Source organism: Polynucleobacter sp. MWH-UH24A (assembly GCF_018687475.1).
Classification (GTDB): Bacteria; Pseudomonadota; Gammaproteobacteria; order Burkholderiales; family Burkholderiaceae; genus Polynucleobacter.
Window position 1 is genome coordinate 1,622,016 of the sequence record NZ_CP061292.1, and the last position, 25,043, is coordinate 1,647,058.

The 25,043-nt window shown below is 45.3% G+C and carries 22 protein-coding genes and 1 pseudogene; 14 read left to right on the forward strand and 9 right to left on the reverse strand.

Going from position 1 to position 25,043, the window contains the following annotated elements; genetic code table 11:
* Positions 1-5: 5 nt before the first annotated feature.
* The gene (gene recG, locus ICV32_RS08430) at positions 6-2,114 is read right to left on the reverse strand and encodes an ATP-dependent DNA helicase RecG (protein ID WP_215369991.1); all 2,109 of its coding nucleotides are present in this window, start codon (positions 2,112-2,114) and stop codon (positions 6-8) included.
* Between the two features lie 30 nt (positions 2,115-2,144).
* Between recG and queA the strand changes: the two genes are divergently transcribed.
* The 5 genes from queA to secF all read left to right on the forward strand — a co-directional run bounded on the left by queA (position 2,145) and on the right by secF (position 7,677).
* Positions 2,145-3,206 (forward strand): tRNA preQ1(34) S-adenosylmethionine ribosyltransferase-isomerase QueA, encoded by a 1,062-nt coding sequence (queA, locus tag ICV32_RS08435; RefSeq protein WP_215369993.1) that lies wholly within the window; start codon positions 2,145-2,147, stop codon positions 3,204-3,206.
* A 12-nt stretch (positions 3,207-3,218) separates the two neighbouring features.
* Positions 3,219-4,373, forward strand: a complete 1,155-nt coding sequence (gene tgt / locus ICV32_RS08440; RefSeq protein ID WP_215369995.1) for a tRNA guanosine(34) transglycosylase Tgt — start codon at positions 3,219-3,221, stop codon at positions 4,371-4,373.
* 95 nt (positions 4,374-4,468) lie between these two features.
* Positions 4,469-4,798: a preprotein translocase subunit YajC gene (yajC, locus tag ICV32_RS08445; RefSeq protein WP_108508995.1), complete on the forward strand. Its 330-nt coding sequence runs from the start codon at positions 4,469-4,471 to the stop codon at positions 4,796-4,798.
* Between the two features lie 41 nt (positions 4,799-4,839).
* Positions 4,840-6,699, forward strand: a complete 1,860-nt coding sequence (secD, locus tag ICV32_RS08450) for a protein translocase subunit SecD (RefSeq protein WP_215369997.1) — start codon at positions 4,840-4,842, stop codon at positions 6,697-6,699.
* A 3-nt stretch (positions 6,700-6,702) separates the two neighbouring features.
* On the forward strand, positions 6,703-7,677 hold the full coding sequence (gene secF, locus ICV32_RS08455; RefSeq protein ID WP_215369998.1) for a protein translocase subunit SecF: 975 nt from the start codon (positions 6,703-6,705) through the stop codon (positions 7,675-7,677).
* Here secF and waaA read toward each other — a convergent pair.
* Together waaA and purB are read right to left on the reverse strand one after the other, a co-directional pair.
* The gene (gene waaA, locus ICV32_RS08460) at positions 7,655-9,031 is read right to left on the reverse strand and encodes a lipid IV(A) 3-deoxy-D-manno-octulosonic acid transferase (RefSeq protein ID WP_251371841.1); all 1,377 of its coding nucleotides are present in this window, start codon (positions 9,029-9,031) and stop codon (positions 7,655-7,657) included. The two genes, secF and waaA, sit on opposite strands and share 23 nt — an antisense overlap.
* Complete coding sequence (gene purB / locus ICV32_RS08465) at positions 9,028-10,413, reverse strand: adenylosuccinate lyase (RefSeq protein ID WP_215370000.1); 1,386 nt, start codon at positions 10,411-10,413, stop codon at positions 9,028-9,030. Before purB ends, waaA begins: the two co-directional genes overlap by 4 nt.
* Before the next feature lie 80 nt (positions 10,414-10,493).
* Here purB and ICV32_RS08470 point away from each other — a divergent pair, with 80 nt between their 5' ends.
* Positions 10,494-11,108 carry a glutathione S-transferase family protein gene (locus tag ICV32_RS08470; RefSeq protein WP_215370001.1) on the forward strand — a complete coding sequence of 205 codons (615 nt, stop codon included), beginning with the start codon at positions 10,494-10,496 and terminating at the stop codon, positions 11,106-11,108.
* Positions 11,109-11,111: 3 nt separating this feature from the next.
* On the opposite strand, the gene mnmA is transcribed toward ICV32_RS08470, so the two are convergent.
* On the reverse strand, positions 11,112-12,218 hold the full coding sequence (gene mnmA, locus ICV32_RS08475) for a tRNA 2-thiouridine(34) synthase MnmA (RefSeq protein WP_215372685.1): 1,107 nt from the start codon (positions 12,216-12,218) through the stop codon (positions 11,112-11,114).
* Between the two features lie 203 nt (positions 12,219-12,421).
* Between mnmA and ICV32_RS08480 the strand changes: the two genes are divergently transcribed.
* From ICV32_RS08480 to ICV32_RS08500, 5 genes are all read left to right on the forward strand, one after another.
* Positions 12,422-13,558: a Re/Si-specific NAD(P)(+) transhydrogenase subunit alpha gene (locus ICV32_RS08480; protein WP_215370003.1), complete on the forward strand. Its 1,137-nt coding sequence runs from the start codon at positions 12,422-12,424 to the stop codon at positions 13,556-13,558.
* A gap of 17 nt (positions 13,559-13,575) precedes the next feature.
* A complete protein-coding gene (locus ICV32_RS08485) occupies positions 13,576-13,911 on the forward strand; it encodes a proton-translocating transhydrogenase family protein (RefSeq protein ID WP_215370005.1) in 336 nt (111 codons plus the stop codon).
* 14 nt (positions 13,912-13,925) lie between these two features.
* On the forward strand, positions 13,926-15,290 hold the full coding sequence (locus ICV32_RS08490) for an NAD(P)(+) transhydrogenase (Re/Si-specific) subunit beta (RefSeq protein ID WP_215370007.1): 1,365 nt from the start codon (positions 13,926-13,928) through the stop codon (positions 15,288-15,290).
* 81 nt (positions 15,291-15,371) lie between these two features.
* Complete coding sequence (locus ICV32_RS08495; RefSeq protein ID WP_215370009.1) at positions 15,372-15,773, forward strand: hypothetical protein; 402 nt, start codon at positions 15,372-15,374, stop codon at positions 15,771-15,773.
* A 229-nt stretch (positions 15,774-16,002) separates the two neighbouring features.
* Positions 16,003-16,821, forward strand: a complete 819-nt coding sequence (locus ICV32_RS08500; RefSeq protein ID WP_215370011.1) for a methyltransferase domain-containing protein — start codon at positions 16,003-16,005, stop codon at positions 16,819-16,821.
* Here ICV32_RS08500 and ICV32_RS08505 read toward each other — a convergent pair.
* Entirely contained in the window at positions 16,818-17,681 is an 864-nt protein-coding gene (locus ICV32_RS08505; RefSeq protein WP_215370013.1) for a hypothetical protein, read from the reverse strand. The two genes, ICV32_RS08500 and ICV32_RS08505, sit on opposite strands and share 4 nt — an antisense overlap.
* Positions 17,682-17,800: 119 nt before the next feature.
* Entirely contained in the window at positions 17,801-20,296 is a 2,496-nt protein-coding gene (locus tag ICV32_RS08510) for a tetratricopeptide repeat protein (RefSeq protein ID WP_215370014.1), read from the reverse strand.
* Between the two features lie 362 nt (positions 20,297-20,658).
* Here ICV32_RS08510 and ICV32_RS08515 point away from each other — a divergent pair.
* Positions 20,659-20,760, forward strand: a pseudogene (locus ICV32_RS08515) (NAD(P)(+) transhydrogenase (Re/Si-specific) subunit beta); the annotation flags it as partial.
* A 44-nt stretch (positions 20,761-20,804) separates the two neighbouring features.
* Here the strand turns inward: ICV32_RS08515 and ICV32_RS08520 are convergent.
* The 3 genes from ICV32_RS08520 to groES all read right to left on the reverse strand — a co-directional run bounded on the left by ICV32_RS08520 (position 20,805) and on the right by groES (position 23,211).
* Positions 20,805-21,134, reverse strand: a complete 330-nt coding sequence (locus ICV32_RS08520; RefSeq protein ID WP_215370016.1) for a hypothetical protein — start codon at positions 21,132-21,134, stop codon at positions 20,805-20,807.
* Positions 21,135-21,238: 104 nt separating this feature from the next.
* Positions 21,239-22,894 carry a chaperonin GroEL gene (gene groL, locus ICV32_RS08525; protein WP_215370018.1) on the reverse strand — a complete coding sequence of 552 codons (1,656 nt, stop codon included), beginning with the start codon at positions 22,892-22,894 and terminating at the stop codon, positions 21,239-21,241.
* Positions 22,895-22,920: 26 nt separating this feature from the next.
* Positions 22,921-23,211, reverse strand: coding sequence for a co-chaperone GroES (gene groES, locus ICV32_RS08530; protein ID WP_108509006.1), 291 nt, complete (start codon positions 23,209-23,211; stop codon positions 22,921-22,923).
* Positions 23,212-23,544: 333 nt separating this feature from the next.
* Here groES and ICV32_RS08535 point away from each other — a divergent pair, with 333 nt between their 5' ends.
* Positions 23,545-24,381: a diguanylate phosphodiesterase gene (locus ICV32_RS08535; RefSeq protein ID WP_215370020.1), complete on the forward strand. Its 837-nt coding sequence runs from the start codon at positions 23,545-23,547 to the stop codon at positions 24,379-24,381.
* Positions 24,382-24,404: 23 nt separating this feature from the next.
* The gene (locus ICV32_RS08540) at positions 24,405-25,028 is read left to right on the forward strand and encodes a response regulator transcription factor (protein ID WP_108509008.1); all 624 of its coding nucleotides are present in this window, start codon (positions 24,405-24,407) and stop codon (positions 25,026-25,028) included.
* Positions 25,029-25,043 lie beyond the last annotated feature (15 nt).

Sequence of the window (25,043 nt, forward strand, 5' to 3'; positions counted from 1 at the left end):
TATTATCAAGCCTTTAGAAAATCCGTGCGTGAGCCCAGCCAACGACCCAAATGGGCCTCGACAAGCTCTGGGTGGTTACGTAACCAATGCTCGGCGAGCTCTTGCGCAATCTGAATTAACCAGGCATCGCGTTGCAAATCAACAAACCGTAACATAGCCTCACCTGACTGCCTAGCTCCTAAAAGCTCGCCGGGGCCACGCAAAGCAAGATCGCGCTCAGCAATCACAAATCCGTCAGAAACTTCTCGGAGAGTCTGTAAGCGCTCTTTGGCGGCTAGAGATAGAGGCTCGGAATACATCAAGATGCATGCCGATTGATTAGAACCCCTCCCAACACGACCTCGTAATTGATGGATCTGTGCATAACCAAAGCGTTCGGCATGCTCGATTACCATGAGTGCGGCGTTTGGAACATCCACTCCCACCTCAATCACCGTGGTCGCAACCAACACATCAATCTGGCCTGCTTTAAAGGCGGCCATAGTAGTCGCCTTCTCATCAGCCTTCAGGCGCCCATGAATTAAAGCCAGTGTGTATTCCGATAAATACTCGGATAACTCCGCGTGACTCGCAACGGCTGTTTGCAATTGCAATGCTTCGGACTCTTCAATCAAGGGGCACACCCAATAGGCCTGAAGACCCTTTTGCAGCCACTGTTTCAAACCCTCAATCACCTCCTGGCGTCTTGCATCTTTAACCAATTTGGTAGTAATCGCTTGTCGTCCGGGCGGTAACTCGTCGATAACCGAGACATCAAGATCGGCGTAATAGGTCATTGCTAGGGTTCGTGGAATCGGGGTTGCAGACATCATGAGTTGATGGCTATAGTAAGTTTCTGAGCCAATACGTTGGGTAATCTCCATGCGTTGACGCACTCCAAAGCGATGCTGCTCATCAATTACTGCTAATCCTAGGGCGGCGAATTGAACGGCGTCTTGGATTAGTGCATGGGTTCCCACAATGATTTGAGCCACACCCGATGCAATCAATTCCTGTGCGTGTTTTTTTTCTTTGCCTTTCATACCACCCGATAGCCACACCACACGCACACCAAGTGGCTCAAACCACTCTTTAAATTTCCAATAATGCTGTTCTGCCAAAATTTCCGTTGGTGCCATGATCGCCGCTTGAAATGAGCGCTCTACTATTTGCGCGCTGGCTAAGGCTGCGATGATGGTTTTACCGCTCCCAACATCGCCCTGCAAAAGACGATTCATGGGAAATGGCTCTTTTAAATCATGAGTAATTTCCGACCATACTCTTTGCTGTGCATCGGTCAGCTCAAATACCAGAGCGCGCATCAGTTGCGAGGGGAGATTTTTGAATTCTTTTAGCGAATGCGATTGTTTTGGCGGTGCGGGGCGCGCTCTGCGACTGGCATGGGCTTGCTTTAAAGAAATTTGCTGCGCTAGGAGTTCTTCTAATTGCACCCGACGCCAAGCAGGATGAGTCCGCTCAACAATCGATTCAGTATCGGCATCAACGGGTGGCTGATGTAAATAATGAATGGAATCACGTAGACTCCACTGCATCACGCTTTGTGCGGCAGGACTTAAAGCGCTCTTTGGAATTGTCTCTGCTAAGTACTCTTCTAGACGAGAATCCTTCAAAGCATTGAGCACTGCCTTACGAATTTTGGCTTGACTCACTCCAGCAACCACCGAATACACTGGGGTTAGGCTTTTAGGGAGCGGTGCATCCGGTGATACCACGCGTACCGTAGGGTGAACCATTTCTGGACCGAAATAGCCATCCCGAATATCCCCACGAACGCGTACATGCACCCCAACTGCCATTTGCTTTTGTTGACTCGGGTAAAAATTTAACCAACGAAGATTTAAGACTCCGGTATCGTCCTCGATCGCAACCAACAGTTGTCGACGGGGTCGATAAACTACCTGACTACGAATCACTCGCCCTTGCGTTTGAATAGGTCCTTGGAACCCTAATGCACAGGCCTCGTCAATCGACCACAGCTTGGTTTCATCCTCGTAACGAATGGGCAGATGGAAAGCCAATGCAACAGGTGTAGTCAGCCCCATTTTTTCGAGAGGGTCTGTAGACCCCTCACGGCTCGGTGTTTTAGGTGTTTTTATGTTGGACTTGGTTCTCATGGTTAGAATCCCAACACCGATAGTAATGCCATGCAATTATCCGACTTCAACTACGACCTCCCGCCTGAGCTAATTGCTCAGCACCCACTTGCACAACGCTCTGCCAGCCGTCTTTTGGAACTGGGCAAAAGTGCGGATGGAGGACCTGAGTGCATTGATCGTTCATTTACCGATATTGTCCAATTAATTGACTCAAACGACCTCCTCATTTTTAATGACACCCGCGTCATTCCAGCCCGTCTGTTTGGGCAAAAAGAAACAGGCGGTCACGTTGAAGTATTAATCGAGCGAATTACAGGGCCTAATCAAGCGATTGCCCAAATTCGCGCCTCTAAGGTTCCAAAACCCGGAGGGAAAATCCGGCTTCTCGCGGATTCGGATTTGGTCGCGCCCGAGACGCCTCCAGAACTCGTGGTCAATGGTCGAGTTAATTTAGGTGGCAATAGCGATTTTTACGAAGTCATTTTTCCGGATCATGCAATGGCTGTCTTAGAGCGTTATGGTGAGCTACCATTACCCCCTTACATCAGCCACACCCCCGATGAAGAGGATGCAAACCGATACCAAACCGTCATGGCGCAAAAGCCTGGAGCCGTTGCAGCACCGACCGCAGGATTGCATTTTGACGAAGCCTTACTAAAGCGCCTATGCGATCATGGCGTGCAAATGGCAGCAATCACCTTGCATGTCGGCGCCGGGACCTTTACTCCGGTTCGGCACGAAGACTTGGCGCTGCATCAAATGCACCATGAGTGGTACTCGATCTCCAAAGATACGCTAGAGGCCATTGAACGTACCAAACAAAATCAAGGCAAGGTAATCGCTGTTGGTACTACCAGCATCCGAACGCTTGAAAGTTATGCCATCAGCGGCCTTCTCGAAGGTGAAACAAATTTATTTATCACGCCCGGCTTTGAGTTCAAAGTTGTCGATGCATTAATCACTAATTTTCATTTACCAAAGTCGACGCTGCTAATGCTCGTTAGTGCATTTGCTGGAGTGGACGCCATTCGCAACGCCTATGCACATGCGATTCGCGAACGCTACCGATTCTTTAGCTATGGCGATGCCATGTTTTTGCGCCGAACCTGAGACAATACGTGCATGAGCCCACTTGAATTCACCAGCATCCAGGAGGACTCCAATAGCCATGCCCGCCTTGGAAAAATCCGCCTACCCCATGGTGAGGTTCAAACCCCTATTTTTATGCCAGTGGGAACCTATGGCACAGTAAAAGCAGTAACCCCGAGAGATCTCAAGGAAATGCAAGCCCAAATTATCTTGGGCAATACTTTTCACTTGTGGTTACGACCCGGCCTAGATGTAATTCGTAAACATGGTGGCCTGCATCGATTTATGGGCTGGGATAAACCAATTTTGACCGACTCAGGGGGCTTCCAGGTATTTAGCTTGGGTGCTTTACGAAAAATTACGGAAGATGGCGTAACTTTCTCCTCACCGATTAATGGCGATAAATTATTCATGTCCCCAGAGGTATCCATGGAGATTCAGGCAACGCTCAATAGCGATATTGCCATGCAATTTGATGAATGCACACCCTATGAAACCAATGGACAGCCGACTCCCCAAAAATCCGTAAACGAATCCTTACAACTCTCCTTGAGGTGGGGTGAACGTTCGATCAAGCGCTTTCGAGAACTCGAAACTGGTAATGCCCTATTTGGAATCGTGCAGGGCGGTATGTATGAAAAACTTCGGGATGAGTCGCTTGCGGGTATAGCAAATCAGGGTTTTGATGGAATTGCAATTGGCGGCCTTTCCGTTGGCGAACCCAAGCCTGAATTTGAACGCATCTTAAGTCATACGGGACCGCGCCTACCTAAGCATTTACCGCATTACCTGATGGGAGTTGGAACCCCTGAAGATTTGGTGCTTGGGGTCAGTATGGGAATTGATATGTTTGATTGCGTGATGCCAACGCGCAACGCCCGAAATGGATGGCTATTTACCCGCTTTGGGGATCTCAAACTTCGTAATGCTGGCTATCGCGACGATGATCGACCAATTGACATGCAATGCACCTGCTATACCTGCCGCCACTTTACCCGCTCCTATTTGCATCACCTCCAAAAAGCCAATGAAATCCTAGGGGCGCAGTTAAATACGATCCATAATCTTCATTACTACTTAGAGCTCATGGAAGGCATTCGATCTGCCCTTAAAGAGGGGGTTTTCTCCCAATTTAAAGCCTTATTCCACCATCAGCGTCAACGCGGGATTGAGCCCCACCAAGACTAAGGCTTTTTAGGAAAACACTTCCCTCAAAATCCCAATGAATAGCCAGACGGTTTAGAATTGCGGCTTACGTGTCGTAATTAATTGGAGGCTCCAAGATGTTGATTAGCAATGCATTTGCGCAAAGTGCGCCAGCTGCCGGCGGCGATGCTGGTGGATTAATGAGTTTTATTCCTTTAATTCTGATGTTCGTGGTGCTTTATTTCATCATGATTCGTCCACAAATGAAACGCCAAAAAGAGACCAAAGCCATGCTCGAGGCCCTTGCAGCTGGTGATGAGGTCATTACCGCTGGCGGCATTTTGGGTAAAGTGACTGCAGTTAAAGATCAGTACGTAACGCTTGAATTAGTACCAGGCACCGAAGTTCAAATGCAAAAGAATGCGGTAACCAGCGTTCTTCCAAAAGGTACGATTAAATCCGTTTAATGAATCAGGGCACCATGATTGGTGCCCAGTAAGCCAGCTCTATGAATCGCTACCCCCTTTGGAAATACCTTGTCATTGGGGTAGCCCTTGCCATTGGCTTTTTGTATGCCTTACCAAACATCTTTGGCGAGGCGCCTGCCGTTCAAATCTCCGCGGCTAAACCTACGATTAAGGTCGATTTAACTACTCAATCGCGGATCGAAACACTGCTTAACGAATCGGGTATTAAAAATACTGGGATTTTTTATGAGCGAACTGGGAATGTTGGCAGCATCAAGATTCGCTTCGAAAATACCGATACGCAGCTCAAGGCGCGCGATTTAGTTAATCAAAAGCTCAATGCCGACCCCAAAGAGCCAAACTATATTGTTGCGCTCAATCTTCTCTCTAATACTCCAAACTGGTTAAGCTCAATCAATGCCCTTCCCATGCCTTTGGGCTTAGATCTACGTGGCGGCGTCTACTTCTTGTTGCAAGTTGATATGCAAGGCGCAGTCCAAAAGAAATTAACTTCCTTGGCAACCGATATTCGGGGGCAGCTGCGTGATAAAGGGATTCGCCACCAAGGCATTGAGCGTGCGGGTGACGCGATTACGATTCGCTTTGGATCGACTTCAGAAGCGGATACTGCTCGCTCGACACTCGCAGGCCCTCAAGCCGAACTCGAGTGGCTCATTGAAAAAGTGGCCGATGGTGCCAAACTGGTTGGACGGTTTAAAGCCAGTGCACTTAAAGAAGTTCAAGAAAATGCCGTCAAGCAAAACATCATCACCCTCAATAAACGAGTTAATGAATTAGCGGTCAAGGAACCGGTCATCCAGCAACAAGGGTCCGAGCGGATTGTTGTTCAACTGCCAGGCGTTCAAGATACTGCCCGCGCCAAAGACATCATTGGGCGTACCGCAACCTTAGAATCCCGCCTCGCTGACCCAGTCGCCTCAACCATTGGCTTAAATGAGACTCCACCACCGGGAACGGATGTGTTTCGTTTTGGCGAAAACCGCCTGGGGGTCTTTAAAAAATCCGTGATCTTCACAGGCGATCGGATTACCGACGCCAGTGCAGGTTTTGATCAAAACCAGCGTCCCTCCGTCAATATCTCACTGGATGCGGCTGGCGGTCGAGTCATGCAAGAAGTAACGCGTGAGAACATCGGTAAACCCATGGGTATGATTTTGTTTGAAAAGGGTAAGGGCGAAGTACTAACCATTGCAACGATTCAAGGTGAGTTTGGCTCCAAATTTCAAATTACTGGGCAACCAACCACTGAAAGCGCAAACGATCTTGCTCTCCTACTCCGCGCTGGGTCCTTAGCCGCACCTATGGAAATTATTGAAGAACGCACTATTGGCCCTAGCCTAGGACTTGAAAACATTGAGAAAGGATTCAAATCGCTCATTTATGGGTTTGCCGCCATTGCGATATTCATGATTGCGTATTACTTACTGTTTGGATTATTTTCAGTCATCGCCCTAGGGGTCAATATTGTTTTACTTATCTCCCTGCTCTCGATGTTGCAAGCTACCCTCTCTCTACCGGGAATTGCAGCAATGGCATTGGCAATTGGTATGGCGATTGACTCGAACGTTCTCATCAATGAGCGGATCCGTGAAGAACTTCGGAATGGCGCAGCTCCGCAGACGGCCATTGCCATTGGTTTTGATAAAGCGTGGGCCACGATTTTGGATTCCAATATCACTACGCTGATTGCTGGTATTGCATTACTTGCCTTTGGATCTGGTCCAGTCAAAGGCTTTGCAGTTGTCCATTGCCTCGGTATTCTGACTTCAATGTTTTCAGCAGTCTTCTTTGCGCGTGGCATCGTCAATCTTTGGTATGGGCGAAAGAAGAAATTGCCATCGATTTCAATTGGCCAAGTTTGGCGACCCGAGGGGAAATAGGTCATGGAATTTTTCAGAATCCGCAAAGATATCCCCTTCATGCGTCATGCATTGTTACTCAATGCATTTTCATTTATTACATTTCTCGCTGCGGTCTTTTTTATTTGGCAAAAGGGCTTGCATCTTTCAATTGAGTTTACTGGCGGGACCGTCATGGAGATTACTTATCCCCAAACTGCCCCACTTGACTCTATCCGTGATCAGATTGCCAAAATTGGATACACCGATACCCAAATTCAGAACTTTGGAAGCTCACGCGACATCATGATTCGTTTGCCTCTTCAGCGAGACCAAACGGGTCAGGTCATTCCTTCAGCGCAGCAAAGCAGTGCCGTGATGCAAGTACTAGAAGCGAACAATTCTGGGGCAAAACTGCAGCGTGTTGAATATGTCGGGCCACAAGTTGGTAAAGAGCTTGCTGTTGACGGAGTTAAAGCTCTTATCTTTGTTGTGATCGGCATCATGATCTACCTTGCATTCCGTTTTGAATGGAAATTTGCTGTCGCTGGTATTTTGGCCAACCTTCATGACGTAGTAATCATTTTGGGATTTTTTGCTTTCTTCCAATGGGAGTTTTCGCTCTCCGTACTGGCCGCTGTATTAGCGGTTCTTGGCTACTCGGTGAACGAGTCGGTGGTGATCTTTGACCGAATCCGCGAGAACTTTCGTAAACAGCGCAAGATGAATACCCGTGAAATTATTGATAGCGCAATTACGAGCACGATCAGCCGAACCGTAATCACCCACGGCAGCACCGAGATGATGGTAGTTGCGATGCTTATTTTTGGTGGGCCATCCCTCTTCTATTTCGCTCTTGCGCTCACGATTGGTATTTTGTTTGGAATTTATTCATCGGTATTCGTCGCCGCTGCAATTGCAATGTGGCTTGGCATTAAGCGCGAGGACCTCATCAAAGCAGATCGCAAACCCAATGAAAATAATCGGCCTGATGATCCTAATTTTGGAGCGCAGGTTTAAGCTGATCTAAGATTCGTTGGGTTGCGCCTTGGTGTTCTGCAGCAAAATTAAGGGCATAATCTGTGCGTTTTTTACGCTCTGCATTATTGACCAGTAGTTCCTCGATCGCTTTAGCCAAGGCGTTTATTAACTCTGAATTCAAATCGCCGGTCACCAAAATCGCTGCGCCGCAAGCAATGGCATCCTCACTGGCTTTCTGGAAATTATAAGTATGCGGCCCCAAAATCACTGGGCAACCATTTGCACATGCCTCAATGAGATTTTGTCCGCCGGTTGGTAAAAGACTACCGCCCATCACCACAAAATCACTAGCAGCGTAGTAAGCCGCCATCTCCCCCATTGAGTCACCAAGCAGAACATCGATTTTTGCCCAATGCAAGGATGGGTCTACCTCTTCACTGGAACGCGGATCACTCATGCCTGAGCGGCGTTCAAAAGCCAACCCCGATTGATAAATGAGATCAGCAACCTCAGAGAAGCGATCTGGATGGCGCGGCACCATCATCAGTAACGGTGGGCTCGTCCAGTTGTTGGTTGTCAGGATATGCTTCCAAGCTTCTAAGATAATCATCTCTTCACCGGCTCGCGTACTTGCAGCGCAAACTGCTAACCGGCCTTGGACTTGAATCGCATTTTTCCAATGCATTCCGAGAGCGAGTGTTTCTGGTTGACTGGCGATATCAAACTTCATATTACCAACGATCTGAACATTCTTAACGCCAAGAGCTTGATAGCGCTTTGCGTCATGCCCTGACTGAGCCAAAATTCCTGTAAACGATTGGAAGAGTATCTGCCCTGCCTGCCCAAAACTCTGCACGCGTTTAAAGCTACGTTCAGATAGGCGAGCATTGATTAGAAAAAGGGGTATCCCGAGCTGGTGAGCCCGGAACACAAAACCTGGCCATGCCTCGGTTTCCATCAGCAATCCAAGTTGGGGTCGAAAACGCTTCAGGAAGCGCTCGATCGCCCAACAAATATCGTAGGGTAAATAAACCTGCTGGAGTCGACCCTGCTGAATTGCTTTCCAATAAAGTGCGCTACCCGCTTCACGCCCTGTCGGAGTCATGTGCGTTAAAAGAACGGGGTGACCTTCATGGAGCAGTCTCTCAATTAAGGCTTGGGTTGCATGTGTTTCCCCCACCGAAACAGCATGAATCCATATCGGCTGAGTTTGTAATTTTTTTGCTCCATAGAATCCAAAACGTTCAGCGATATGTTGACGATAACCCCGATGGTGGCGACTACGCCACAGGAGGCGCAAAATGACAAACGGTATTAATAAATGCCAAATTGCCTCATACAAAAAATAGAGGCCAAAGGGATAATGCGCAATCGGATGTTTGGATCGACTCAACGCTTACTTGACTTCAATCGCGATGCTAACTCAGCTGCCTTGCCCGTATATGAAGCGGGGGTCATTTTTAATAAGCGTTTCTTCTCTGGCTCAGGAATCGCAAGGGTTTTAATGAAACGATGCAATACCTCACGAGTAATCGCCTTACCCCGAGTTAAATCTTTCAACTGCTCATAGGGGTTCTCAATTCCGTAACGACGCATCACGGTCTGAATAGGCTCAGCCAAAACTTCCCAGCAATTATCAAGATCAGATGCAATTGCGGCCTCATTCACTTCCAATTTAGACAGTCCGCGCAGGGCACTGTCATATGCCAACACACTGTGACCAAATGCTGGGCCTAAATTACGCAAGACGGTTGAGTCAGTAAGGTCGCGCTGCCATCGTGAAATAGGAAGCTTTTCAGCTAAGTGGCGCAGGAGTGCATTTGCAATTCCAAGATTACCCTCAGAGTTCTCAAAATCAATCGGATTGACTTTATGGGGCATGGTAGACGAACCAATCTCACCCGCTTTAGTTTTTTGCTTAAAGTAGCCAAGCGCAATATAAGCCCAGAAATCCCGATCGATATCCAACAAAATTGTATTGGCTCGAGCAATGGCATCGAATAACTCAGCCATACCGTCGTGGGGCTCAATCTGAATCGTATAGGGATTAAATTCCAAATCAAGACGCTTTTCAACGACTCCTTTGGCAAATTCTTCCCAGTCAAACTCAGGATAAGCCGCTAAATGGGCGTTGTAGTTACCAACCGCACCATTCATCTTGCCAAGCAGTGCGACGTGGCCAATGGTTTGAATCGCCCGCTCTAAACGTTTCGCCATATTGGCAATTTCCTTACCCAAGGTCGTGGGTGATGCTGGCTGACCATGGGTTCGAGAGAGCATTGGAGTGGTGGCATGCCGAACCGCCAGCTCATTTAATGCTTTCAAAATCAATCGCAGTTGCGGAATTAATACGTGATCACGTGCGCCCCTGAGCATGAGACCGTGCGAGGTATTGTTAATGTCTTCTGAAGTGCAGGCAAAGTGGATGAACTCACTCGCTTTTAATAATTTTGGACGTTTAGCGACCTTTTCTTTCAACCAGTACTCCACCGCTTTGACATCATGGTTGGTGATCGCCTCAATATCTTTAATGCGCTGCGCATCTTCCTCTGAAAAATCACTTGCAAGCTGAAGGAGGAAAGCCTCATCGGCAGAGTCAATTTTAGGAATATTGGCTAACTTGGCCTCACTAAGGGCTAAAAGCCACTGAATCTCGACAACAACCCGTTGTTGCATAAAGGCTGCCTCGGATAACCAAGGACGAAGCGCATCCAGTTTTTTTGCATATCGGCCATCCAGTGGCGATAGTGCAGTTAATGAAGTTAGCGTGGACAAGGGGTTCTCGTGACAAAGTGTTCAAAACCTGATTTTAATGGGTTTATGACGAGTCTCATAGATTGCTATACTGGGCTCTTATGAAAATTATTGGATCATTAACCAGTCCCTTTGTTCGCAAAGTCCGTATTGTTATGGCAGAAAAAAAGATTGATGCCGAGCTCGTACTTGAAAACGTTTGGGATTCGGGTACCTCCATTGCGGAATTCAACCCACTTAGCAAGGTTCCATGCTTACTCATGGACGATGGTGGGGCTATGTTTGATTCACGAGTAATTGCCGAATACATCGATACCTTAAGCCCAGTCGGCAAACTGATCCCTGCCACTGGACGAGAGCGTGCTGCAGTGAAAACTTGGGAGGCATTGGCTGACGGAATAATCGATGCTGGCATTTTGGTGCGCCTTGAAAAAACATTTCGGGGTGAGGGCGAACAAAGCGAAAAATGGCTTGACCGACAAATGCACAAAGTGCATCAAGGTATGGCGACCATGTCAACGAGTTTAGGCAGCTCAAAATGGTGCCATGGCAATCAATTTAGCCTTGCAGATATCGCCCTCGGATGTGCTCTTGGCTGGTTTGAATTGCGGTTTCCCGAACTTGATTGGAAAACTAAATATCCAAATCTTGCAACGCATTTTGCACAATTATCGGAACGTACTTCGTTTAAACAGACTACCCCGCCAGCGCAGTAATCCTTAGCGAACAATAATTCCGCCACCCAAGCAAACGTCCCCTTGGTACAAAACGGCTGACTGACCTGGTGTGACTGCCCATTGTGCTGCCTTAAATTGCAACTCAAAAGAATTATCCTGTTCCGCTGTAATCGCGCACAGTGCATCCTCTTGTCGATAACGGGTTTTTGCACTGTATTGACCAAGGGGTGGTTCATGGCCAGCAATCCACGAGGCATCGATTGCCGCCAACCGTTCGCTCAATAACCAAGGATGATCGTGACCTTGTGCCACATAGAGGGTGTTATTGGAGATGTCTTTACGGGCCACATACCAAGCGTCACCCGTTCCGTCTTGACTTCCGCCCAAGCCAATTCCCTTGCGTTGCCCTAAAGTAAAAAATGCCAAGCCCATATGCTCACCTAAGTGCTTACCATCGACACTCAAGATCGGGCCTGGGGCTCTCGGTAAGTAGCGATTTAAAAATTCTCGAAAGGGACGTTCCCCAATAAAACAAATCCCTGTTGAGTCTTTTTTGCGGGCATTTGGCAAACCCAAATCCGCAGCGATTTCTCGAACCTCTTTTTTCGTAATTCCGCCAAGTGGAAATAAGACTTTGGATAATTGGGCTTGCGTTAAGCGGTGTAAGAAATAGCTCTGATCTTTACTAAGATCAGTAGCTTTAAGCAATTGAACGCGATTGGCATGGCGTTCAACTCTGGCATAGTGCCCGGTGGCAATAAGATCAGCCCCCAAATTGATTGCATGATCTAAAAATGCCTTGAACTTAATCTCTGCATTACACAACACATCAGGATTGGGGGTTCGGCCTGCCGCGTACTCTCTCAAGAAATCAGCAAAAACACGTTCGCGATATTCTTTTGCAAAGTTCACTGCTTCAACATCGATCCCCAACAGATCAGCAACGGATACAACATCAATCCAATCTTGCCGTGCCGAACAATACTCATCTTCATCATCGTCTTCCCAGTTTTTCATGAAGAGGCCAACCACTTCGTAGCCCTGTTCTTTCAGTAACCAAGCAGCCACCGAGGAATCAACGCCCCCAGACATCCCCACCACCACCTTTGGCTTGCTAGGGCTTGTTTTTTCTAGGGATTGAGCGGCCATCATGGATGAAAAATCGAATTATTAGGGGAAACCATTAAAAAGTGCGAAAATACAGAAATTGTTTCAAGCTCACATATTGTAAAAGTCTCGGCCAGCCTCTGGCCAAAGGGATATACAGGAGACTGAGCTGGCTAGCTCACAAGGCATGGCTAATTTATTAAAATGGTTCCTTTTTTAAAAATTCTTGCATTTGGAGATACGCCATGCGCATTGGAGTGCCGCTGGAAACAAGGCCCGGAGAGACCCGGGTTGCCGCGACCGCTGAGACCGTTAAAAAGCTAATTAGCCAAGGTCACCAGGTCATTATTCAATCCGGTGCGGGAGTTGGCGCCAGCTTGCCGGATGCCGCCTATGAGGCCGTTGGTGCCAGTATTGGCTCTGCAACGGATGCATTTTCCTGTGAGATTGTTCTCAAGGTTCGCGCCCCTCAAACCGATGAACTCAAGCAGATCAAATCAGGATCTGTCCTGATTGGCATGCTCGATCCCTTTGATAATGCAGGAATTTCTGCCATGGCAGCCCAGGGAATCACGGCATTTGCCCTTGAGGCCGCACCGCGGACCACCCGCGCCCAAAGTATGGATGTCCTATCCTCCCAAGCCAATATTGCTGGCTATAAGGCGGTTATGTTGGCCGCTAATGAATATCAACGCTTTATGCCAATGCTGATGACGGCTGCAGGAACCGTCAAAGCGGCCCGTATTCTGATCCTGGGCGCTGGGGTTGCTGGTTTACAGGCCATTGCGACTGCTAAACGTCTCGGCTCGGTCATTGAGGCCTCTGACGTGCGCCCTGCTGCCAAAGAGCAAATTGAATCTCTTGGCGCTAAGTTTGTCGATGTGCCCTATGAAACCGATGAGGAACGCGAGATTGCCCAAGGCGTTGGTGGTTATGCACGCCCCATGCCAGAAGCCTGGATGAAGCGTCAAGCAGCCCTAGTGGCGGAGCGCGCAGCACAGGCTGACATTGTGATCACTACCGCCTTAATTCCTGGCCGCAAACCTCCCGTTCTCTTGCATGCCGATACCGTCGGAAAGATGAAAGCTGGCTCGGTCGTGATTGATATTGCCGCTGGTCGAGGTGAGAACGGCTCGGGGAACTGCCCTCTTACCCGAGCGGATCAGGTAATCAATCACAACGGGGTAAAGATCGTTGGTTACACCAATTTACCGAGTATGGTTGCTGCCGATGCCTCAGCCCTCTATGCCAGAAATTTGCTTGATTTCATGAAGCTCATCATTAATAAGGAAGGACAACTCGCCATTCCTGCTGCAGCCGATGACGACATTGTTGCCGCCTGCTTGATGTGCCGAGATGGCCAAGCCATTCGCACCAATTAATTATTGAAGGAACCAAAATGGATGCTGCCGCTATTCAAAACCTATTAACCGTCCAAAACATCACGGTTTTTGTATTAGCCATTTTTGTGGGCTACCACGTGGTGTGGAATGTTACGCCTGCCTTACATACCCCACTTATGTCGGTCACCAATGCAATTTCAGGAATCATTATTGTGGGTGCCATGCTGCAAACTGAAGTCATCAATGGCGATGAAATTACCTTAACGAGCTTGATTGGAGCGCTAGCTATTTTTCTAGCGTCTATCAATATCTTTGGTGGTTTTATGGTAACGCGGCGAATGCTTGAGATGTTCAAGAAAAAAGCTCCGAAGAATGAATCGGCTGGTCACTAATAAGAGAGCACATCATGTCAAACTTCACAGCCATTTCTTATCTCGTCTCATCCGTGCTATTTATTTTGGCACTTAAAGGACTCTCGTCCCCAACCACCTCGCGCCAAGGCAATGTCTACGGTATGGTTGGGATGGCACTCGCCGTCATTACCACCTTTCTAGTCCCGTCATTTAAGCCAGTCTATTGGTTAATTGGGGGAGCAATTATCGCTGGCGCCATCATCGGTTCAATTGCCGCGCAGCGCGTGCAAATGACCAAGATGCCCGAGCTTGTCGCCTTAATGCACTCTTTCGTCGGTTTGTCGGCAGTATTAATTGCGATTGCTGCGGTCTTCAATCCTGCTCAGGCCCATAGCGGCGCCCAAAAAATTGAGTTATTTATTGGCGCTTTCATTGGAGCAATTACCTTTACAGCCTCTATCATTGCGTTTGGAAAACTCTCTGGTAAGGTCAGCGGTAAACCAGTGAGCTTTTCAGGGCAGCATTTACTCAACCTGATCATGGCGATCTTGATGGTCGCTGCGGGCATTGCGTACTTCCTCACCGATAGTCACGCTGCATTCTTGGTCATGTGCGCGATTGCGTTGGTACTTGGTGTGACCTTAATTATTCCAATTGGTGGCGCTGATATGCCAGTGGTAGTCTCAATGCTCAACAGCTACTCCGGTTGGGCAGCCGCTGGTATTGGTTTTACCCTCAACAATCCAGTGCTGATTATTGCGGGTGCTTGCGTTGGATCCTCCGGTGCGATTCTGTCGTACATCATGTGTAAGGCCATGAATCGCTCGATTACCGCTGTTCTACTCGGCGGCTTCGGTGCGGAAGCTGCTGCCGGCGGTGACGATGGCGGTCCTAAGAATTACAAAACAGGTTCTGCAGAGGATGCTGCCTTCTTAATGACTAATGCCGATACGGTGATTATTGTTCCAGGATATGGCCTAGCGGTAGCACGTGCTCAGCATGCCCTCAAAGAGCTTACCGAGAAGTTAATTCATCATGGTGTAACGGTTAAGTACGCCATCCACCCTGTTGCTGGTCGTATGCCAGGACATATGAACGTTCTCCTAGCAGAGGCGGAAGTTCCGTACGACCAAGTATTTGAGATGGAAGACATTAACAGTGACTTTGGACAGGCAGACGTGGTCTTGGTTCTGGGTGCCAATGACGTGGTAAATCCAGCGGCACGCACTCCCGGTAGCCCAATCTTTGGTATGCCAATTTTGGAAGCGTTCAAAGCTAAAACCATCATCGTGAATAAGCGCTCCATGGCAGCCGGCTACGCTGGTCTCGACAATGAGCTCTTCTACATGGACAAAACCATGATGGTCTTTGGTGATGCCAAGAAGGTGGTGGAGGATATGGTCAAAGCGGTGGATTAAGTCTAGATAGCCTTACCCAGTAAGGCTTGAAAGCAAAAAAGAATATGAAAGGCCCAAATCTGTCCCACTAACGGGGGAGAAATGGCAACATTTAGAAATCGGAACGGGCGGTGGCAAGCCCGTGTTCGTCGCAAAGGGCAGCAGCCCGTCAGTAAGTCTTTCAAAAATAAAGAACATGCTCAGCGTTGGGCTAGACAAGTCGAAACTGAAATCGATAAAGGTTCATATACCAATCAGGTCTTAGCCGAAAAGTCACTCTTTAAGGATGTAATTGCAAGATATATTGAGGAGGTTACTCTTAAAACTCGAAGTATGCGGGAGGATACCTATCGACTCAAAGCGTTGGCAAGACACCCCATAGCAAACTTATGTATGACTGCCCTAACCCCAATGAGGGTTGCCGAGTATCGGGACGAGCGCCTTGATTTAGAGGACCCAGCACAACTATTGGAAGCTATCGCAAGAACAGCTAAAAAATCCTAGACTATCCCATACCCTCTATGAAGGTCTCAATATACCTATTAATTAAATCACCACTACTGGAAATAACTGATTTATGTCCAAAGATTGTAAATTTGCAGACCTGAAGAGCAACTAGCTCACCAGAGCTTGGTTGTTGATCAGTGAGCTGATAGCCCTGAATTAGGTTTTCAGGCCCACTCTTATAAGGTGGCATACTTATGTAATAAAAAACACTAAGGCACTTAAAAGTATGACTGCTGAAATTTATTGCAGACTATGTGGGAACATAGCTAAATTTTCGTTCCAAAAAAGAATTCTAAGTAAGTATGATGTTGAGTACTTTCATTGCCAAACATGCGCAGCCCTTCAAACTGAAAATCCTTATTGGCTTGAAGAAGCATATCAACCCATTAATGAGCAATTAGATACCGGTCAATTTATCCGTTGCCTGCATAATGCAGCATTTCTTGATGCACTCACTTCTCAGTTGAATTTATCTATTGAAACGCTTATAGATTATGGATGCGGCTCTGGTCTAACCGCTAGAATACTTAGGGATATTGGAATTAATGCCTACGGGTACGACACTTACTCAACACCTAGACTACTGATGGGATTTCAAAAAGAAAATTTAGAGGGGGCCGCAATAATTAATCTTTGCGAAGTTGCAGAGCATTTTCCCAACCCTAAATCTAGCTTTGATAATATTTTTTCCTGCAATCCAAAAATTGTGGTTGTGCAAACAGGAATTTTTAATGAGCCAGATGTTAGCTGGAGTTACTTAGCACCTGAACATGGACAACATATTTTCTTCTATTCAGAGAAAACTATTTCATACTTGGCCAAAGCACACTGTATGGCTGCAACCTTCATTCAAGGGTATATTATTTTTATCAAGATTGAGCTTTTGGAGAGTTTATTCATAAAAAACACTAACACTTTGAAAGTAGATTTTGTATCAAAATTGAATCAATCGATACAAAATCTGTTTAACAAAATTTTAACTAATGGCTATAAGTACGCTATTAATGATAATTTAATGTTAACTAAGTCTTTACAAATACGTTAAAAAAGCATCCCCCTAAATGCAGATGGAGGAAAACTCATTCCAGAATTAACTCCATTGATTAGTTTGGGATAAATAAACATCTCCCCACCCTGACTTTTAATCCCAGAATGAAAATGTACATGCTCGCACACTTGCCATCTAGCGTAGCATGGGGTCCCATCATCTAATGGTACTATTTTTGTTTTCGAGCCAAGATAAGGATTGGGGTTATTTAGCACATAATCCATTTTGTAAATGCCGAAACCTCCAAATGCCGAATCAACTTTAATTGGCCCCAAGGACTCATCAATAGAAAAGACACGTTTTGCAAATGTTTGATCGAAAGCAATCTCATCGGAACATTTATGCTCAATAACATAATCTAAAACCTCCTCCCATATATCAATCGGGCATTGTGACGGTAGACGAAGAGCCCACATATCGTAATAAGTTCCTCTTTGGTTTGCAAAGACCGCCGCCCTAGTCGGCGAAGCATTTAAGAACTCAATCGCATTCGATACGTCTTGAACATCAATTAAATGCATACCAATATCATCCATATCTAAGACGACTAAATAATCAAAATCTCGCAGCCAAGCATAGTGCCTAATTGTTTCAATATAAGCATTGCGAATCATTTCAAGTCTGATAGTTCTGATGGGAATTGCTTTTAAACCATCTAAGCTAATCAAGTGAAAATTTGATTTGGTGCTGCCCCAGTCTTTCAGTATCTTTTTTGTATTATCTGTTGAATCATTTTCAATAAAAATGTAAGCAGCTTCAGAAAAAATCTTTGTAAGATTCTCTATATTCCTAAATACTGCAGGCAAATAGTTTTCAGCGTTCTGCACCGCCCCAGCAAAAATAATTTTAGATAGCATTTAATTATTCACATTTAAATACTGAGTCATTCAATATTAAATAATGTTTTTCGAATAAATCGTACTAAATAAAAATTTATTTAAAAAAATCATAGAATAGTTATGTTAGATTGATTTAGCTAAATAACAATATAGTCCGGTTGTAAATCAGCCTGATATCTTTCATACATTTTTATATAAGCAGTTTCGAGGTTTTTAGCAAAGAGCTTAGTATCAAATAGAGAACTGCTTAATCGATTACGGACTAACTTTTCTTTAATCGAAGCCAATTTTTGTGGGGACTTTGCCAAATCAATTGCCATGGCTTCATATGTTTCTTGAGTATCTTTAATAAGCTCTGGTAGACCAATCGTATTTAACAAGCTTGAAGCCACTCGACTAGCAAAAGATTCTCCCAATAAAGTGAGAACAGGAACTCCTGATTTCAAGGAATCAACAGCAGTAGTATGTGCATTATAGGGGCTAGTATCTAAAAATAAATCTGCAAGTTTATATCTTGCTAAATGATCTGCCATCAGTTCTTCTCTTTTGGCAAAAATTATTCTGCTCGATTCAAGTCCACGGCTTTCAAATTCGGTTACTAAGTTAGTCCTAAAGTATTCATTATTTTCTGAAACCCATAAAACACTATTTCTTACTTGTTTTAATATCCTTGACCAACTATCTAAAACCTGATAATTAAATTTATAGTCATTATTAAAACAACAGAAAACAAAAGCATTTCGGGGTAACTTACACTCCTCTCTTGTAAATATGCGAGATGAGGCAACTCTCGTAGAGTCGTCGACGATATACGTATCAGGGAGATGTACTACTTTTTCAGAGTAAAAATGTTGATGCGAATCTGGAATTATAGTTTTATCAGCCACAATGTAGTCGATAAAATCAGTACCAATTGTCCCAGGATAGCCCAACCAATTGACCTGAATAGGGGCAGCTCGGTGTGAAAAAATTTTAGTTTTAGAGTATTGCGTAGAACCAGCTAAATCAATGGCTATATCTATCTCTAACTCCCTGGCTAATTTAGCAATATCTCGCTCTAACATATTCTCAGTATCTATAAATCTATCAAAAACTTTTCGTAAACGTAAATTCATTTCATCACCAGTTGAAGCTTTTTGTAATGAGAATGCGTATACTTCAAATCTTTTTCTATCGTGAATTTCAAAAAGCTCGGAGGTTAGAAATGAAACTGGATGATTTCGAAAGTCAGGGGAGAAATATGCAATTCGAATTTTATCTCTTTTAGTTAACTTTGGAATGGGCCCCAAAATAGGATTTGCTGGATATTTATGTTGAGCATAAATCTCAGAACATTTTTTATGCAAAAAAGCATCATCAATCAAGCCAAGAAGATTGAAGGGATGAATAACTTTCTGATTTACCTTAATTTTTTTAGCGATATTTTCCATATAAGAATCCAGGCTTGACCAATCGCAGACCTTCATTTTTATATGAAGCAAATCTCCAAGTATCCAATCAACATCTGGATTCAGCTTTTGTGCTTTTTCATAGTGTGCAATCGCCTCATCATAACGCTTTAGTTCATTGAGTGTGGCACCTTTGTTAGCCCAAGCTTCGTGATAATCAGGTTTAAGGCTTAACGCCTTATCGTAGTGTGCAATCGCCTCGTCATAACGCTTTAGTTCATGCAAAGTCACGCCTTTAATAGCCCAACTCTCAGCATAAGTAGATTTAAGGCTTAACGCCTTATCGTAGTGTGCAATCGCCTCGTCATAACGCTTTAGTTCATGCAAAGTCACGCCTTTATTAGCCCAAGCTTCGTGATAATCAGGTTTAAGGCTTAACGCCTTATCGTAGTGTGCAATCGCCTCGTCATAACGCTTTAGTTCATTGAGTGTGGCACCTTTATTGACCCAAGCTTCGTGATAATCAGGTTTAAGGCTTAACGCCTTATCGTAGTGTGCAATCGCCTCGTCATAACGCTTTAGTTCATGCAAAGTCACGCCTTTATTAGCCCAAGCTTCGTGATAATCAGGTTTAAGGCTTAACGCCTTATCGTAGTGTGCAATCGCCTCGTCATAACGCTTTAGTTCATGCAAAGTCACGCCTTTAATAGCCCAGGCTGGAACTAAATTAGGGTTTATAGACAAAGCTTGTTCAGCAAAAGCCAAGGCTTCTTCGCATTTTTTAAGCTCTTTGAAGATTGCGCCTTTATTTAGCAGTGCCTCCGCGAAATTTGGCTTCAAACTAAGTGCCTTATTAAAACAATTTAAAGCTTCATCATGGTAACCTAAGTTAGATACGCTTTTTCCATAGTTTAGCCAAGCTTCTGGATTGCTGGGGGCTAACGCAACAGTCATCTTATGATTAATAAGAGCATCTTTATCATTCCCAGATTCGGAGAGTACTTTCGCTAGGTTGTAATGTATTGAAGCATCATTAGGATGAATTCGAAGGGCCCTACCTAAATAATCAACAGCTTCCTTGTAATGACATTGGGAAGCTTTAATTAAACCGAGAATATGGAGAGCAGGAAGATTTTTTGAGTCAATCTGCAAAACTCTTTTTAGCATTAAATCGGCACTTTCAAGATTTCCAACCTGAAAGGCTTGGATGGCTTGCTGAAGGATAATTTGGGTTTGAGAATTCATAGTAAATATTTTATAGATACGTTACCACCTATTCCTAAGATGCAACCATAAATCAATATTTCTTGAAAAATATTTAGTCTTTTGAGCAAAATAAGATGATGGCGGTATCTAGTTGGGACCCATTTTAGAAATTGGGGGGATGGGCGTATGAATGCGCAACTCTAAAAAAAGCGAGGGGGTGCCCCCACTACCTAGATCCAAATCCGCATGCTCCATCTATTCATTGCCTTAAAAACAAAGCTATGTTAATTTGTTTTCCTGGCCCATTTTGGGCCCACTTAGTATTTGAATTTTGGGTGTATTTTTTTAATAGACAGATTTAGCTCTTCTTGTTCTTTTTTATACCGCTCTAAGTCTTTGTTTTTGCTGGCCTCGACAACGAGCTCTTCTACATGGACAAAACCATGATGGTCTTTGGTGATGCCAAGAAGGTGGTTGAGGATATGGTCAAAGCAGTGGATTGATCAATTCTTGTGAGTAATCAAAGGCAGCCCTCGGCTGCCTTTTTTTATCGAAAGCCTAAGCGATCCTTATCGGTTCGCTCTTGTCCGTCTACAAATAACTTTTTACATAAACCTGCCCCGCTACCATGAGGCATTTTGCTGGCCTCCTTTTGCATCTTAAACATCGCCTCAAAACAATCGCGGCGATGGTCATATTGACTGATAACAGTTTTAACCTCTTTACCTTTATAAAAATAGGTGAAATCAAGCGTCCAAAATTGATCACCCAAGGGGATTGGCTCACCCTTTTTAAGAACGATCGGTTCTTGCTGCTTTACCTGTGGTGCACATCCAAACAGAAACAGTATGACTCCGATAGCTGTGATTTTATTCATTAAAAATAGTCATTCATTTTTCGTAATGTCAGCCCATGGTATCCAAAATTTTCGGAAATAAAAAGGGCAGCCTAGGCTGCCCTCTGTTTTGGACTGAAGTCTTGTTACATCATTCCGTCCATACCGCCCATACCACCCATGCCACCCATACCGCCTGGCATACCGCCACCTGCAGATTCCTCTTTTGGAGACTCTGCAATTGCGCAGTCAGTGGTTAGCAATAGTGCAGCAACGGATGCAGCATTGACCAATGCGGTTTTAGTAACCTTGGTTGGATCAATCACACCTTGAGCAACTAAGTCACCATACTCGCCCGTGGCAGCGTTGTAACCATGATTACCTTTGCCAGCTGCGACGGAGTTAACAACTACACTTGCCTCATCACCTGCATTGGAAACGATGATACGCAGTGGCTCTTCCATGGCACGCAACACAATGCTAATACCAGCATTTTGATCAGGATTGTCGCCCTTGAGTCCGGCGATACCTTGCTTCGCACGAATCAGAGCAACGCCGCCGCCAGGAACAATGCCCTCTTCAACGGCTGCACGAGTTGCATGCAAAGCATCATCCACACGCGCCTTCTTCTCTTTCATTTCGACTTCGGTTGCGGCACCAACACGGATTACAGCAACACCACCTGCTAACTTAGCAACACGCTCTTGTAATTTCTCACGGTCATAGTCACTAGTTGCCTCGTCAATCTGCACCCGAATGTTCTTAACGCGCGCTTCGATCGATTTTCCATCACCGGCACCATCAATAATGGTGGTGTTCTCTTTACCAATCTCAACACGTTTAGCTTGTCCAAGGTGCTCAAGAGTAGTTTTTTCGAGGGTTAGCCCAACTTCTTCAGCAATGACTTGGCCGCCCGTCAAAATCGCAATATCTTCTAACATTGCTTTGCGACGATCGCCAAAACCAGGAGCCTTCACAGCACAGGTCTTTAAGATGCCACGAATGTTGTTCACGACCAAGGTTGCCAAGGCTTCACCTTCAACATCTTCAGCAACAATCATCAATGGACGACCCGATTTAGCGACTTGCTCAAGAACTGGCAAGAGATCACGAATATTGCTGATCTTCTTATCAAACAAGAGGATGTAAGGGCTTTCCAAAACAGCGGTTTGCTTCTCAGGCTGATTAATGAAGTACGGGGACAAGTAGCCACGGTCAAACTGCATACCCTCTACTACTTCTAACTCGTCTTCAAGTGACTTGCCATCTTCAACGGTAATCACACCCTCTTTGCCAACCTTTTCCATGGCTTCAGCGATACGCTTACCAATGCTCTCATCGCTGTTCGCTGAAATCGAACCAACTTGTGCAATTTCTTTGGTGGTGGTGCAAGGTTTGCTAATTTTTTTGAGCTCTTCAATCGCAGCCGTTACCGCTTTATCAATACCGCGCTTGAGATCCATTGGATTGTGGCCAGCAACCACATACTTCATCCCTTCACGAACAATCGATTGAGCCAATACCGTTGCCGTTGTTGTGCCGTCACCTGCGATATCGGCGGTCTTGGAAGCAACTTCCTTGACCATCTGGGCACCCATGTTCTGAAGTTTATCTTTGAGCTCTATCTCTTTGGCGACTGTGACGCCATCCTTGGTGATGGTTGGGCCACCAAATGAGCGCTCGATCACCACATTACGACCCTTGGGTCCAAGGGTTACTTTGACTGCATTTGCGAGGATGTTGACACCCTCAACCATCTTGACGCGGGCGTTATCGCCAAACACTACATCTTTTGCTGCCATAATTAAATTCCTTTCTAAATGCCTAATTACTTCTGAACAACGGCCATGATGTCTTCTTCACGCATGACAAGAAGCTCGTCGCCATCCACTTTTACGGTCTGACCTGCATACTTTCCAAATAGCACGCGATCACCAACTTTGACATCGGGGGCATTTAATTTGCCACTGTCATCCCGCTTTCCTGGGCCAACGGCTAATACCTCGCCCTGATCAGGCTTTTCTGCTGCGTTATCTGGAATGACGATTCCAGAGGCGGTTTTTGTTTCTTGATCTAAGCGCTTAATAATCACGCGATCGTGTAAAGGACGTAAATTCATTCCCTCTCCTATGTTAGTAAGTATTAACTAATAAAATTTGCTGCCTCATTATCTCTGCACATCATGCTAAATATATGATTTATATAATTATTTTCATTGAAATGAAGTAATTTATAATCACTGTTAGCACTCTCGTGTAGTGAGTGCTGATTATATAGGTCTTCATTAGCTATTTTCAAGAGCCCGCTTTTCTCAACCCCAACGACACGGGTTTCGAATGATGAATGCCACAGTTAGGCAGCTGTAGGAGATTTCCTACACATAAATCATCTTTATGCCCTTACTTAAAACCTTTGGCATGCATAGACTCGTTGATATTCGATTGGAGAGATCATGAGCCCTAAATCACGGCTTTATAACTTGGTAATGGCATGGAAGAACAAGCCCTTCCGCCAACTACGCGACATTGAACAGCCCTATTGGGAAAGCCCAAAGCATGAAGATCAATTTGCTCAGGCTACCCCAAGAAACGTCGTCGATCCATTGGCATATCGAGGAATTGATTTTGAGCCAATCTTTAATCGCTCTGGAAGTAGCCTCAAGGGTGTTTTATTTCGGCCCTTATTAAGCGCTTCCTCATCCGAGGTTCTGCGTTACTGCATGGAGGGGATTGATGCAATTCATTACTGGCAATGCAGTAATCGGATCATCCCCCTCATTCTGCCAATCAAAGTGACGGATCTAAAAATTGCAGCGTGTGTTGATGGACTATGCGATCTGATTCTAAATTCAAGACTCCCGATTGGTTTAATCAATATTGGCTTTTTGCATCATCAAGACATCGATAACGAGTTAACCGCTGCGGTCACGAAACTAAGGCGTTTGGGGGTGCTATTTCATGCTCTTCAATTTGATGGAAACCCCAATACCATCAAACTGATTAGTCAATTTCAATTTGAGGCCGTGCATTTGGATGTTTCGCAACTTCGTGAAACAAGCTCCTTAAGCGGAACCCAACTCATCGACCAAATTCACTTATTGAAGAAGTGGTCCTGCAAAACCTATTTCAGTAATGTCACCTTTGTTCGCGATAACGAACTTGCCTATCAACTGGGTATCGATTATTGCTACGGCAGCCTCATGCTCTCACCGGTTAATCGACATCAAATTATTCATATCCAAGATAGTCGTATTGGTAAGGCACTTTTTTCCATTCAAACATCAAAATAACTTTAACCACAAGGAGACCTGTAATGCGTAATAAAGTGATGTTGATTGATGATCATCCCGCCATGTTAATGGCGTTGAAATCAATGCTGTTAAACCAAGTACCATTTGAAGTGGTGGCCCAAGCCCAAAGCGGCGAAGAGTGCCTAAGTGTATTAAAGAATGTCCAACCCGATATTGTGATTCTCGATTTGGATATGCCCAAAACCGATGGCTTTGATGTCATTCGAAAAATTGGGATCTCATACCCAAATATTCGCATCCTCATCCTATCAAGCCTTGACGAGCAAGTGTATGGGGGTCGAGTTCGTTCTTTGGGTGCTCATGGTTTTGTGAACAAAACGGCTAGCGCAAATATTATCTTGGCGGCTTGTGTTGCAGTTTCTCAAGGCTATACCTTCTTCTCGACTGGACGTAATGGCCATGCAGCCTTATCCGATAGCGAAAAGATGGCATCGATTTCTGACCGAGAATTACAAGTTATGAAATACCTCGGCAAAGGGAAATCGAATGCAGAAATATCGGATCACCTCAATATCAGCAGTAAAACGGTTGCAACCTATAAGCATCGCTTATTTGATAAGTTAGGGATCTCAAACATTGCCGATCTGGTGCTATTTTGCCGCAATAACCACATCATTGAAGGCTGAGATTGGGGCGAAGCG